Genomic DNA, 12,439 nt, shown 5'->3' on the forward strand with positions numbered 1-12,439 from the left:
CATGTCCGACCTCAACGCGGCATTCGAACAAGCGCAAAAGGACATCAAAACCCTGACCGAGCGGCCCAGCAATGATGATTTGCTAAGCCTTTATGCCCTGTACAAGCAGGGTGCCGAAGGGGATGTGTCGGGCAAGCGCCCGGGCATGCTGGATATGGTGGGTCGCGCCAAGTACGACGCCTGGGCCAAGCTCAAGGGCACGGACAGCGACACGGCCAAGCAGCAGTACATCGACAAGGTCCAGAGCATGCTCGGCTAATGCCGAGCCCATTTGATTGGAGCGACCCGCTCCGTCTGGACGACCAGCTGGAGGCCGACGAGCGCGCCCTGCGCGACGCGGTTCGCGACTACGCCCGGGGCGCCTTGCTGCCCCGGGTTGTCGCTGCGTTTCGGCACGGCGAGTTTGATCGCGAAATCCTGCGCGAAATGGGTGGGCTCGGCATGCTGGGTCTGTCGCTGGATGGACCGGGGTGCCCGGGTGGCTCGCACGTCGCCTACGGCTTGGCCGCACGCGAGATCGAAGCGGTGGACTCGGGCTACCGGTCGGCGTTGTCGGTGCAAAGCAGCCTGGTGATGTATCCGATTCATGCCTTCGGGTCGCAGGAACAGCGCCAGCGTTGGTTGCCGGCGTTGGCCGCCGGCACCGCTGTGGGCTGCTTCGGTCTGACCGAACCCGATCATGGTTCCGACCCGGGTGGCATGAAAACCCGCGCCACGCCGGATGCCGGTGGCTGGCGCCTGGATGGCGCCAAAACCTGGATTACCAACGCACCCATCGCCGACCTGCTGCTGATCTGGGCCAAGGACCCGGAGGATGTCATCCGCGGGTTTCTGGTCGAACGGGGTGCCAATGGGCTGAGCACACCGACGATCGAGGGCAAGTTCAGCATGCGCGCGTCGGTGACCGGGCAAATCGTGCTCGATGGCGTCCGCATCGACGATGCGGCGCGGTTGCCTGGGGTCGAGGGGCTGAAAGGACCGTTCTCCTGCCTCAACAAGGCACGTTACGGCATTAGCTGGGGCGCGATGGGCGCGGCGGAGGCCTGCTGGAAGGCCGCACGGCAATATGCACTGGATCGGACCCAGTTTGGCCGGCCGCTGGCCGCCACCCAGCTGGTGCAGAAGAAGCTCGCCGACATGCAAACCGAGATTGCCCTGGGCCTGCAGCTCTCGCTGCGTTTGGGGCGACTACTGGATGCCGGTCAGGCCAGCCCGGAGATGATCTCGCTGGCCAAGCGCAATGCCACGGGGAAGGCCCTGGACATTGCCCGGGCGGCGCGGGACATCCACGGCGGAAACGGCATTGTCGACGAGTACCACGTGATCCGCCATCTGATGAATCTGGAAACGGTGAATACCTACGAGGGGACGCATGATGTGCATGCGCTAATCCTCGGACGGGCGCAGACCGGCATCCAGGCGTTCTTCTAGGCGGTCGCACCACCACCTCCTGCCACGCGCCGGCACCGCCCGCAGCGGCGGTCCGGCCGTTGATCGGCTTGACGCGTATGTACAGCGTTGGAGCCGCCTAGGGTGTTGGTATGGGATTTGCTCCCCTGTCGCACTTTATCGTCAAACACCACGGACGACGCACTGACCCAAGGATCGGGCAGATCTTTTTCTTGGACGTGACAACCATGCAACAACATTCTGTGAATTCCCTACGCGGCCTGGTGGCCGGCGTTCTGGCGCTTGGGGCCTGTGCTGCACAGGCTGCGGACACCACGCCGGCTGGCGGTACGCTGTCCATCGACACGCCGGTACTGACCTTTGCCGGCAGCACACCCGCCGGCGCCAACGTCAGCGGTGTCTGCTTCGCCAATACCGTGGATTGTGATGAGTTCGCACTCACGGTCGAGCTGCCCGGTGACGCCCTGGAGGTCTACGACAACCTGAAGATTCGCGTGTCCATAGCGGCCGAGTTCGACGATGAAACGGGGGACTACGACCTGTATGTGCATGATGCCGGCGGCAACGAGATTGCCGCGTCGGCGACGGCTTCGGGCTCCGAGTCCACCGAATTCCCCGCCGTGGCAGGGACGACCGACTACACGGTCTACATCCTGCCGTTCCTGGTCGCTGCGAATAGCTACGAGGGCACGGTCGAGTTGATCGGGCTGGACAGTGGATCGGGCGGCGGTGCTGGCGGCGCGACCGGCCTGCCGGCCGATGTGCCGTTAACCGACGTTCCGCGGTCCGTGGTGGCCGTGATCGACTCGGGCGTCAACCCCTACCATGCGTTCTACCATGCTGGCAGCCCGATCTACAGCGATGCCGCGCCCAGCGCGGTTAGCCTGCCGGTACTGGACGACTTCGGCATCGGTGGCGACTGTGCCATTGAGCTGACCCGCACGGGCGATTTTGCGGCCGACTACCAGGCCGATCTCGATAGCGGGCTTTGGGAGCAGGCAGCGGCCTGCGACATGGTCTGGTTCGTGGGCACCAACGTCATTGCCAAGTCCTTTGGGCCGGGCACGCGTCCGTTCCTGCCGGATGACGAGGGCGATACCCATGGCGTCGGCACATCGGCATCGGTGTTGTTCGCCAACCCCGAAGCTGTGGTCGTGTTCATCGAGGGCATCTCGGATGCCGCCGAGACCTTTGCGATGACGCATCCGGCCATCGACATCATTACGACCAGCTACGGGCCGATTGGCAGCATCCCGGGAACTGGGCACCTCAACGACAGCTTCACGGGCAGTTATGCCTTCGGCAAGCTGCATTTTGGTGCCTGCGACAACACGCCCTCGACGGCCTTGCAGGATTCGACCTGTGGTCCTTGGTGGAGCGTGGGCATTGCCGGTTTCGAGGAAACCCAGGCCAACGAGCCGGGAGACTCGTCCAACGGCCGTCAGGTGCTGTCCGGGACCTTCCCCGACTTCATCGCCGATTTCACACAGACGCTGCCGTACTGCGCCGAGTGTGAAGATGGCTATGACGATGGGGTTGGTGGGACCAGCTTTGCCACGCCGCGCTCTGCGGGGACGGCCTCGAAGATTCTGCTGGAGGCCCGGCGCGCACTGAACTACCTGGGTGGTCCCTATGTGGGCCAGGGGCGTCCGCTGATGGCCGCCGGTATTCTCAATGGCCAGCCGGTGACGTTCTCCAACTGGCAGCTGCGTCGCGCGCTGGAAGAATCGGCCTGGGTGCCGGGCTCGGCGGACTACGATCCGGCGCTGGGTGTGACCGACATTGCCGTGCCGATCAATGATGCAGCGCCCTGGGTGCAGCTGGGCTGGGGTGTGATCACACCCGTGGACGCGGCCGGTGTGGTGGCGAATACGTTGGCCCTGCTGGGCATTGCCGAGGCGGAAGTGCCTGGCAAGGATGCCGGTTTCTGCGAATTCCAGAATGGGCTGATCGCCACGCGCAAGCTGTTCTGGGACACGGTGGCGGTGGACAGCGAAACCTTCCTCAACGCACCCAGCCCGGATCCGTATGTCTACTGCGACAGCACGGCGGCGCTGACGGCGGATGTCGGTGATGGCAGCCCGCAGGACAGCGATGGCGACACCGTGACCGATGACGTCGACAACTGTCCGGTGACGCCGAACACCGATCAGGCCGATGGCGATGCCGACGGCACGGGCGATGTCTGTGAAAAGGGCGCAACTGGCGAAGGCGGTCCACAGCAGGGCGGGGAAGAACCTGACCCGGTGGATACCGCGCCGAGTGGGTCCTCCGGTGCGATTCCTCTGGGGGCCTTGCTGCTGCTGATGCTGGCCGGCTTCCGGGGGCGTCAGTCGCGTCGCTAGGCGGCAGCACGTTGAGTCCATAGCGGCGGCCATGAGCCGCCGCTATGCTTTGGGCCAGGATGCCCGGATTTCCCGGCAGACAGTCGAGACAAAATCATGAAAGCGTTTCTGCAAATGTTGCTGCTGGGCCTGGTCCTGGCGCTCGGGCCCATGGCAGGGTCTCAGGCCGCCGATAAGCCGGCCGCAGTGCTGTTCCACGCCGACTGGTGCCTGAATTGCAAGCTGATGAAGCCGAGGCTGGCGGCCCTACAGCAGCAGTATGGTGACCGGATCGAGTTCATTCGCGTGGACTACACCACGGATGCGGGACGCGCCGAGGGCAAGGCGCTGGCCAAGGCCCGGGGCTTTGCCAAGCTGTATGGCGAGAATCGGGCGACGGGCTGGGTGGCCTTGCTCAAGCCGGATGGGACGGAGGCAGGTGCCCTGCACGTGACGATGGAAGATGCCGAGATGCAGCGCGCATTGGAGGATTTACTGGCGGCCAGCGAGTCATCCTAACCCGCTCAGATCCGGTGCTTACAGGGCGGCCAGCGCCGCATCCAGTCGCTTCTCCGAGACCTTAATGGCCGTGCCCAGCGGCTGCGCAAACACCTGAACGCGGAATTCCTCGACCATCCAGCGAAACGCCACCAGCCCCTCGGTGGGCTCGCCCCGACGGGCTGCCTTGGCGGCCAGTTCCTTGTAGCGCCGCCAGTACCGCTGGACCGGCTGTGCCCGCGTCTTGTCGCGGGCGATGTCTTCCTGCTGCAGCTTGTCCAGGCGGGCTTCGATGGCCTTGAGATAGCGGTCGAGGTGGCGCGGCTCGGGTAGACAGCGCAGGCAGCCGGCGAACACCAGATGATCGAGTTGATCCTGGATGTCGTTAACGGCGGGCATCCACGGCAGCGGGATGTTGCGGCTCAGGCGCTTGCGCAGCGCCACCCAGCGTTTGAGCGCAGGCCGGGCGCCGGCCCAGATGCTCTGGCCATCGGCCACCGCATGTTTCCGCACCGTGTCGAGCAAGGCTGTGAATTCGGATTCGCGCCGTGGCACCGCATCCATGCGCTGGTGGATCAGCGTTTCCATCAGGTCTGCAAACAACACGGGTTCAGGGTCGCGTTCCAGGCGTTCGGCCAGACCGGCGGGGGCCAGCGCGGCCGGCGGTGGCTCGGGCAGCTTGGCGGCCGACAAGAGCTTGAGGTCGTCCAGTTCCCGTTTAAGAAAGCGGGCCTGCTGGCCGAGTGCTAGGCGCAGCAGGCGGATCACGCCCTGGCGATGCCAGCGCGCGGCCTTGTCCGGGTCATCCACCAATTCCAGGTCGATGCTTTGGCCCCGGTCCACCAGCGTCGGCACGGCAGAGAACTGCAGGCCGCCATGATCCAGTTCGACGACATCGGGCAGATCACCGACGTCCCAGGCCGTTAGGCCAGTGCGTGCCATCCCATCATCCGGAACCGTCTGGACGGCTTCGCGCGCCTGTGCGCCCAGCTGGTCCCGCAGCGCATCAAGATCGCGGCCAGCGGCCAGAATGGCGCCGTCATCGCCCAGGACCTCAAAGCGCATGCGCAAATGGGTCGATGCCTGGTAATCCGCCCACACGTCACCGGGCAAGGGGCGGCCCAGGCGGCGGTGCAGCGCCTTGCGCAGCTGGTCCTCGAAGCGGCCTTCGCCAAAGTCCAGTGTCTCGCGCAGCACTCGCGCAGTGTCCGGTACCGGCACCAGTTGTCGGCGCACGGCTTTAGGCAGGGCTTTAAGGCGTTCGGTGATGGCTTCTTCGAATAGGCCGGGGACCAGCCACTCGGCTTGGTTCGGGTCAACCTGGTTGAGTAGCGGCAGCGGCACGCGGGCGGTGATGCCATCTTCCGGGTGACCGGGCTCGAAGCGGTAGTGCAGGGTGACCCGCGTCTGGCCGACGGCCAGGGTTTCGGGGTAGTCCTGCTCGGGCAGACTGAGGCCGGCGTGGCGCAACAGGGTGGCTTCATCGAAGCGCAGGCTGGCATCGTCCTGTTGCTTCAGCCAGCGCAGCAGGCTGGCGCGGTCGCAGACATTACGCGGCAGCCGCTCATCGTAGAACGCGAACTGCGTGAGTTCATCCACCATGAGATCGCGGCGCCGGAACCGCGCTTCCTGTTCGGCGATGGATTCCACCAGCACGCGGTTATGCGCGAGAAAGTCCGGTTCTGTGCGCCCCTGTCGAACCAGGGCGTGCGGGACCAGGGCCTCGCGGATGAACAGCTCGCGGGCGACCTCTGGGTCAATGCGGCCGAAGTCGACCTTGCGGCCATCGGCCAGCGGCAGACCAAACAACCGCACACGCTCGCTGGCCTCGACCCGACCGGACTTCACCGACCAGCGTGGCTCGTACTGTTCGCGGCTGAGCAGGTGCTGGCCGACGTGCTCGATCCACTCGGGCTCGACCTTGCCAACCTGATGGGCGTAAAGCCGGGATGTTTCCAGAATCTCGCCTGCCACGATCCAGCGTGGCGAGGCCTTGGCGACACCGGATCCGGGAAAGATTCGGAAATGCCGGTTGCGCGCACCGAGATACTCGCCGCGCTCATCGTGGACCCCGATTTGGTCGATGAAGCCGCTGAGCACGGCTCGGTGCAAGCCCGCGACATCGACCTCGGCCTGTGCGCCGGTGGCGGCGGCCGCTGGCCAACCCATGTCGCGTTCGATCTGGCGAAGCTGACGTGCCAGGTCTTCCCACTCGCGCATCCGCATGAAATTGACGAAATGCCGGTGGCACCAGCGCTTGACGCCATTGCCGGATTCATCGCGCTTGGCTTGCTGGAAGGCATCCCAGAGCTTGAGCAGGCTGACGAAATCGGATTGCTTGTCCGCAAAATCCCGCTGCGCCTCATCCGCAGCCTGGCGCTTGTCAGCCGGCCGGTCTCGCGGATCTTGAATGGTCAGACCGGCGCACAGAATGCGCACGACGGGGGCGATCCCGGCCTGTTGGCCGGCGATGAGTGCGCGCCCGATGCGCGGGTCCAGTGGCAGCCGTGCCAGCTGTCGGCCGAGGCGGGTGATCTGGCCACGTTCGTCCATCGCTTCAAGCATTTGCAGCAGGCGAATGCCGTCGCGCACGTAGCGACCTTCCGGAGGATCAATGAACGGAAACGCCTCGATCTCGCCCAGCTGCAGGTCGGCCATCGTCAGCAACACGCTGGCGAGATTGGTCCGGCGGATCTCCGGATCGGTGAAGGCCGGCCGGTTGTTGAAATCATCCTCCTCGAACAGGCGCACACACACGCCCTCGGACACGCGACCGCAGCGTCCTGCACGCTGTCGGCAGCTGGCCTGGGAGACGGGTTCGATGGGCAGGCGTTGCACGCGCGCCGCCGTGGAGTAGCGGGAGATCCGGGCCAAGCCACTGTCGATCACGTAGCGGATGCCGGGCACGGTCAGAGAGGTTTCGGCGACGTTTGTGGCCAGCACGATCCGACGGCCGCGGCTGGGCTTGAAAATAGCGTCCTGGGCACTGCGCGTGAGCCGGGAGTACAGCGGCAACACCTCGGCCCCGCTGAACCGGCTGTGCGCCAACGCCCGGGACAGATGCTGGTCGGCGTCACGAATGTCGCGCTCGCCGGGCAGAAACACCAGGATGTCGCCAGCCGCCTCACGCCAGAGCTGCTGCGCCGTCTGCCAGATTGCCTCCGGCAAGTCGTCTTCACGGTCGGGCGGGTCGTAGCGAATCTCGACCGGGTAGGTGCGGCCCTCGACCGCGACGATGGGCGCGTCGTCGAAGAACTTGCTCAGTCGCTCCGGGTCGATGGTGGCCGAAGTGATGATCAGCTTGAGATCAGGCCGCTTGGGCAGCATTCGCTTGAGATAGCCCAGCAGAAAGTCGATGTTGAGGCTGCGTTCGTGCGCCTCATCGACAATGATCGCCTCGTACCGATTGAGAAAACGGTCGCGCCGCGTCTCCGCCAGCAGAATGCCGTCGGTCATCAGCTTGACCTGCGTGGCGTCCGACACCGCATCATCGAAGCGGGTCTGGAAGCCAACGAGTTCGCCCGTGCGCTGCCCGACCTCCTCGGCGATACGCTGCGCCACGCTGCGTGCCGCGAGCCTGCGCGGCTGGGTGTGGCCGATCAGACCAGCAGCGCCATAGCCCATGTCCAGCAGAATCTTGGGCAGCTGCGTGGTCTTGCCCGAGCCGGTGTCACCGGTGACAACCACCACCTGGTGATCAGCAATGGCCGCGCGGATGTCATCCGCCCGCTCGGTCACCGGCAGGCCAGGCATGAGCTGGATCACGGGACGGGCCGCGGCCCGCGCCGCCACCTTTCCGGCCGAGGACTGGATTTTCGCTGTGGCGGCCGCGCGGGCTTCCGGCGTTTTGGCCCGGCGCAGCTTACGCTGCAGGCGGTGTCGTGAGCGCGTTTCGACGGTTGACCAGTCGATGGCTATAGCGTTTTCGGACATGCAGTGTGGACGCAGTGGGCGTCGGGGGAGGCCGGAGTTTACTGGTTTAGTGACCTGTAAGTAGCGGGGCCTCAGTCCTGGCGCTCTAACCTGGGCTACCCAATGGACCTGTCAGAGCGGGCTTTGAATAGCACCTCAAGAAGACGGATCGTTACCTCTGCTTGTCGATGGCCTTGGAGATTTCACCAGCTTCAGTGAAGTGTTCGCGAGAACGGGGTAAAAGCCTAAAGAATGACGCTGCGCTAAGCGTTTTACGTACGGTATGACCTAAGCTGCCCCTCCCATGTAGATGGGCTTTAATCCTGTGATCAGATCAGCCTGAATAGGGGCGACAGCTTCATTGACTGATCTGACACCCATGTCATGGCCGACTTGGGTGCGGATCGGTCTGGGTCCAGCGGCTTCTACCAGCCCAACAATTTTTGTCGCGACATTATTGGCGTCAGTTTCCGGACTACCTTGCTCGAACATGGCCTGAAACATATTAAGTAGATGGTCCCGCCCTTCACCCATTAGCCCATAGCTGTCGACGCAATGCTTATCGGCTGGGGGTGGGGCCGTCTTCACAAGATCGGTGCCATGACCACTTGGCTCGATCAGAACCGATTCGATGCCAAAAGGTTCAAGCTCATAATGAAGAGCTTCGCAGTAAGCCTCCATAGCCCACTTGCTAGAGCAATAAATCCCAAAGAACGGCATCGCGAAACGGCCGGCCGCGGAACTGAGGTTGATGAGCAGCCCCGACCTTCTTCGTCGCATGTAGGGAAGTGTCGCGCGGCTTGTGCGCATAATGCCGAACAGGTTGACATTAAAGTATTGTTGAGCTTGTTCGATCGTGTAGGCTTCTGTCAGTCCGGTGGGCATAACGCCGGCGTTATTCACCAATACATCGAGTGGGCGCAGTTTTTCAATCTCTTCAATTGCTTCTTCAACCGAACTGTCTTCGGTGACATCCATCTCAATCGGTTGGATTGAGAGGTTATTTGCGTTAGCCTATTTCTGGATCTCTTCTGCGATAGGTTTGTTATGGCCTCGAACTTCGCGCATAGAGGCGTAAACGTGATGTCCGCGTTCAGCTAGTGCCTTGGTGGCGAGAAGTCCGATGCCTCGGCTGGCACCTGTAATAAGAATGTTCTTTCGAGTGGGCATAATCTAGATCACCTCATTGAATGTTGTCTTGACAAAAAGTCGAAGCGGCTCGCCATTTCCGACAGCTTTCATTCGTGTGAGCGCGCCGCTCCAAGAATTGAGGAGCCAATCACCGGCCTCTGCATCGCTGAGGTGTTCAAGGCCGAGTTCTGATTTATCCATCCCCTTAATACAAGAGGCGATCTGTGTACAGAGTGCATGCCAATGCTTCTTGAGCAATGCCCGAAAAGCTGGAGTCTGATCGGCGAGCTCCGTAGAGAGGTTGCACATGAGACAGCCATGAGAGAACCCTCTGGCCTCGAAGTCTTTGTAGGCCAATCGGAAGAAGGTGATCAGTCTTTCGAAAGGTGGCTGCGTTGAGTTCTGAAGTACATGCTTTGCGGTCTGTAGCTGCTGGTCGTGGTAGTGATTGGCTACTTCGAGGCCAAATTCCTCTTTGCTCTGAAAATAGTGATAGAAGGAACCCTTGGGGACGCCGCTTGCCCTTAGTACATCATTGATGCCGACACTCTCATAACTACCGGCTCGGATTAGATTCATGCCGACATTCAGTAATTTGGAGCGCGTGTCATGGTAGGCCTCTTGGTTTCTAATGCGTGCCATCGTGGTGCTGCCTCAGGTTGACAGGTCTCGGATGATCGAGGCCTGGTTGTGCGGATGTTTCTGTCTGTTACGACTGCTGGCGATTTATGCGAGCGGTTGAGGCCTTATGCCTCGTTTTTTTGGGGGGATTGCCGATGGCATCGCCGGACTTCTCGTTCATGCGCCTGATCCAGGTCCCGCTCGTCACTGAATTGATGGTTGACCAGAATACGGGCAACGCGCCTGTTACATCGTTCGACGATGCCATTTGTTTGCGGATGCTTCATCGGAGTTAACCGGTTGTCGATACGAATCGCTAAATAGGGCTAGTCGAAGGGAGGTGAACTGTGTTGCCGCCGTTGTTATGTGTGACTCGGTGGTATTACGTCTGCGTTGTGAAACGGTCGGGCGGTAACGGCACCTCAGCGCCGGAGCATAGGCCGTTGAGGCCTGGGCGACCGAGCCGACAGCGCGCTTTGCGTTGGCGTCCTCATCGAAGGGGGTCAAAATGCGCTGCCCCCGGCCGGTCTGTTTGAGCCGCTAGAAATTCGTCTCCGTGACGGAACCAGGATGGACGATGGTGGGGCGTGTAACTGTGAGTGCACTTAGGCCTGATCCGGCGTTCTACGAGAGGTTGTGCTGCATACAGTAGACCGGTCTCTTATTTATTGTCAACCTGCTTCTCCGGCCGACGCAGCAAGCCACTTTGTCACACATTGACATGTCGGTCCGTCTAACCCATTGGAACGACAGAATATGGGATACCGCGTTATATGAATGATGCTCTTGGAGTACTGATTGAAGGCGCGAAGGATGGCGACGCCGTCGCTTTGGAGGCTGTAGTACGGGAGGTTCAAGACAAGGTTTATCGCCTGGCTATTCGGATGCTTGCGAACCCGGATGACGCTCTCGAAGCAACGCAGGAAGTCTTGATAACGGTTATCACGAAATTGTCCACATTCGAAGGTCGAAGCTCATTTGATACATGGGTCTACAGAGTTGCTGTCAACTATCTCCTCGATGAAAAGAAAGCGCAGGTAAAAAGGGCTTGCTTAAGCTTTGAGGAGTTTCGGGAAGACTTGCATTCTGATTTGGTAAGCGATCCCACGCCCTCGGATGAAGAAGGCTTATTGCTCAGTGAGTTGCGGATTTCCTGCACAATGGCAATGTTATTGTGTCTTGATCTCAAGCATCGGATTGCCTACGTGCTGGGTGATGTGTTCGAGTTCGATCATTCTGAGGCAGCGGAGATTTTATCAATCTCCAAGGTGAATTTTCGTCAACGCCTATCCCGCGCTAGAAGCCAGGTTGTTGCGTTTACATCGGCGCATTGTGGAGTCGCAAACGAAAACGCGAAATGTTCTTGCCCTCGTCGCTTGCCTGCAGCGCTCAATCTGGGTCGCATAAATAAAGAACGTCTGGTCTATGCTCAGAATTATGGAGCTAGTTACGAAGATGTGATGAATCAGGCTAGGGCCGTGGAAAAGTCATTGCGCGCTTTAATTCTTCAACGTTCTATTCCTGTGCTAAATTGCCCCGAAGACTTGGGGGTTATGTTGGCTGATATCGTCAGCGGATAAGGAAGTGAAGTTTATATGTGCTAAAGCGGAGCAAGGTATTTTTTGGATTGAAGGTGGATGTAATTTATTTTTTGATAGAAAGAGAGGTTCGGGATGGTTAAGGAATTGATCGCTTCAGCCATTGTGGCTGGTGTTGCTTCTGTCGCTGCCGCGGCTCACAGTTCAGAAGGAAGAAAAATGACCGAAGAAGAAAAAAATATACTTGCAACCGTGGAAGCCATGACATCTAGCTTGGAGAAAGGTGATGTGGATGGCATCATGTCCACTTATAGAGATGGCGCCGCCATTATGTTTGAGCCTGGTCAGTCCGTCACTGACTCTTCGATTGCCCGTCAGATATTTTCTCAGATGACCGCTGCGAAACCAGAAGTCTCCTACAGTGGCCACGAAGTCTATGTGTCAGGTGACACTGCGGTTCACATCGCGCCCTGGTCGATGGTAGGTACGGCACCCGACGGGACTAAAATAGAGCAGGCTGGGTTATCCGTTGCAGTTCTGAGGGTTCAAGCTGATGGCAGTTGGAAAATGGTCATCGACAATCCTTATGGGGCTCGCCTGCTTGCTGAATGATCTTAGTCCGAGGGCGGACCACGGTTGAAGGCTTATGCCTTCAACCGTGAGTAACCTGTCAAATTCGGTTGCCGCATACAGGGCGGGTAAAAAGTCTATAAACCTGCGCTTTTTTTGCACGTCCCCGTCAAGTTTGAGAGAAAACGAGATCAAATCTGGCATCGCAACAGGCGACTACACGATAAAAAAGATCGCCGCCCATTTCGGGGTTTCACTGCGTAGGCTCAGGAAACAAGTGCAACACCATCCAAAAAGAGTGTTGCCATGTCATCCAGCTACCATCACCTGAGTCCAGAAGAGCGTGCGACCATCATGATTCAGCACGGCCAGGGCGCCACGCTTAGTTCGATCGCACGCCTGTTAGGCCGTCACCGTTCAACGATCTCTCGTGAG

The 12,439-nt window shown here is 60.5% G+C and carries 9 protein-coding genes and 1 pseudogene; 7 read left to right on the forward strand and 3 right to left on the reverse strand.

Features of this window, described 5'->3' with window-relative positions; all coding sequences use genetic code 11:
- The first annotated feature begins 1 nt into the window (after position 1).
- The 4 genes from DEH80_RS13115 (at position 2) to DEH80_RS13130 (ending at position 4,253) form a co-directional block, all read left to right on the forward strand.
- Positions 2 to 259: an acyl-CoA-binding protein gene (locus DEH80_RS13115; RefSeq protein ID WP_109720952.1), complete on the forward strand. Its 258-nt coding sequence runs from the start codon at positions 2 to 4 to the stop codon at positions 257 to 259.
- Positions 259 to 1,431 carry an acyl-CoA dehydrogenase gene (locus DEH80_RS13120; protein WP_109720953.1) on the forward strand — a complete coding sequence of 391 codons (1,173 nt, stop codon included), beginning with the start codon at positions 259 to 261 and terminating at the stop codon, positions 1,429 to 1,431. The genes DEH80_RS13115 and DEH80_RS13120 overlap by 1 nt, the downstream gene beginning before the upstream one ends.
- Before the next feature lie 206 nt (positions 1,432 to 1,637).
- A complete protein-coding gene (locus DEH80_RS17445) occupies positions 1,638 to 3,755 on the forward strand; it encodes a thrombospondin type 3 repeat-containing protein (protein ID WP_207774597.1) in 2,118 nt (705 codons plus the stop codon).
- 96 nt (positions 3,756 to 3,851) lie between these two features.
- Positions 3,852 to 4,253, forward strand: coding sequence for a TlpA family protein disulfide reductase (locus tag DEH80_RS13130; protein WP_109720954.1), 402 nt, complete (start codon positions 3,852 to 3,854; stop codon positions 4,251 to 4,253).
- Between the two features lie 18 nt (positions 4,254 to 4,271).
- Here DEH80_RS13130 and hrpA read toward each other — a convergent pair whose 3' ends face one another.
- The 3 genes and pseudogenes from hrpA to DEH80_RS13145 form a co-directional block, all read right to left on the reverse strand.
- Positions 4,272 to 8,165 (reverse strand): ATP-dependent RNA helicase HrpA, encoded by a 3,894-nt coding sequence (hrpA, locus tag DEH80_RS13135; protein ID WP_109720955.1) that lies wholly within the window; start codon positions 8,163 to 8,165, stop codon positions 4,272 to 4,274.
- Between the two features lie 267 nt (positions 8,166 to 8,432).
- A pseudogene (locus DEH80_RS13140) lies at positions 8,433 to 9,314 on the reverse strand (SDR family oxidoreductase).
- A gap of 3 nt (positions 9,315 to 9,317) precedes the next feature.
- Positions 9,318 to 9,917 (reverse strand): TetR/AcrR family transcriptional regulator, encoded by a 600-nt coding sequence (locus DEH80_RS13145; RefSeq protein WP_109720956.1) that lies wholly within the window; start codon positions 9,915 to 9,917, stop codon positions 9,318 to 9,320.
- A 752-nt stretch (positions 9,918 to 10,669) separates the two neighbouring features.
- On the opposite strand from DEH80_RS13145, the gene DEH80_RS13155 reads away from it, so the two are divergent.
- The 3 genes from DEH80_RS13155 to DEH80_RS13165 all read left to right on the forward strand — a co-directional run.
- On the forward strand, positions 10,670 to 11,476 hold the full coding sequence (locus DEH80_RS13155) for an RNA polymerase sigma factor (protein ID WP_109720958.1): 807 nt from the start codon (positions 10,670 to 10,672) through the stop codon (positions 11,474 to 11,476).
- Between the two features lie 93 nt (positions 11,477 to 11,569).
- Positions 11,570 to 12,046: a YybH family protein gene (locus DEH80_RS13160; RefSeq protein ID WP_109720959.1), complete on the forward strand. Its 477-nt coding sequence runs from the start codon at positions 11,570 to 11,572 to the stop codon at positions 12,044 to 12,046.
- A 264-nt stretch (positions 12,047 to 12,310) separates the two neighbouring features.
- The coding region (locus DEH80_RS13165) for a helix-turn-helix domain-containing protein (protein WP_133249234.1) at positions 12,311 to 12,439 on the forward strand (129 nt) is incomplete at its 3' end.

Origin of the sequence: Abyssibacter profundi (assembly GCF_003151135.1) — a bacterium.
Lineage (GTDB): Bacteria > Pseudomonadota > Gammaproteobacteria > Nevskiales > OUC007 > Abyssibacter > Abyssibacter profundi.

Coding starts and splice junctions, on each gene's coding strand:
- DEH80_RS13130 (WP_109720954.1), top strand. CDS start 3,852: ATGAAAGCGTTTCTGCAAATGTTGCTGCTGGGCCTGGTCCTGGCGCTC.
- hrpA (WP_109720955.1), bottom strand. CDS start 8,165: ATGTCCGAAAACGCTATAGCCATCGACTGGTCAACCGTCGAAACGCGC.
- DEH80_RS13115 (WP_109720952.1), top strand. CDS start 2: ATGTCCGACCTCAACGCGGCATTCGAACAAGCGCAAAAGGACATCAAA.
- DEH80_RS13160 (WP_109720959.1), top strand. CDS start 11,570: ATGGTTAAGGAATTGATCGCTTCAGCCATTGTGGCTGGTGTTGCTTCT.
- DEH80_RS13155 (WP_109720958.1), top strand. CDS start 10,670: ATGAATGATGCTCTTGGAGTACTGATTGAAGGCGCGAAGGATGGCGAC.
- DEH80_RS13145 (WP_109720956.1), bottom strand. CDS start 9,917: ATGGCACGCATTAGAAACCAAGAGGCCTACCATGACACGCGCTCCAAA.
- DEH80_RS17445 (WP_207774597.1), top strand. CDS start 1,638: ATGCAACAACATTCTGTGAATTCCCTACGCGGCCTGGTGGCCGGCGTT.
- DEH80_RS13120 (WP_109720953.1), top strand. CDS start 259: ATGCCGAGCCCATTTGATTGGAGCGACCCGCTCCGTCTGGACGACCAG.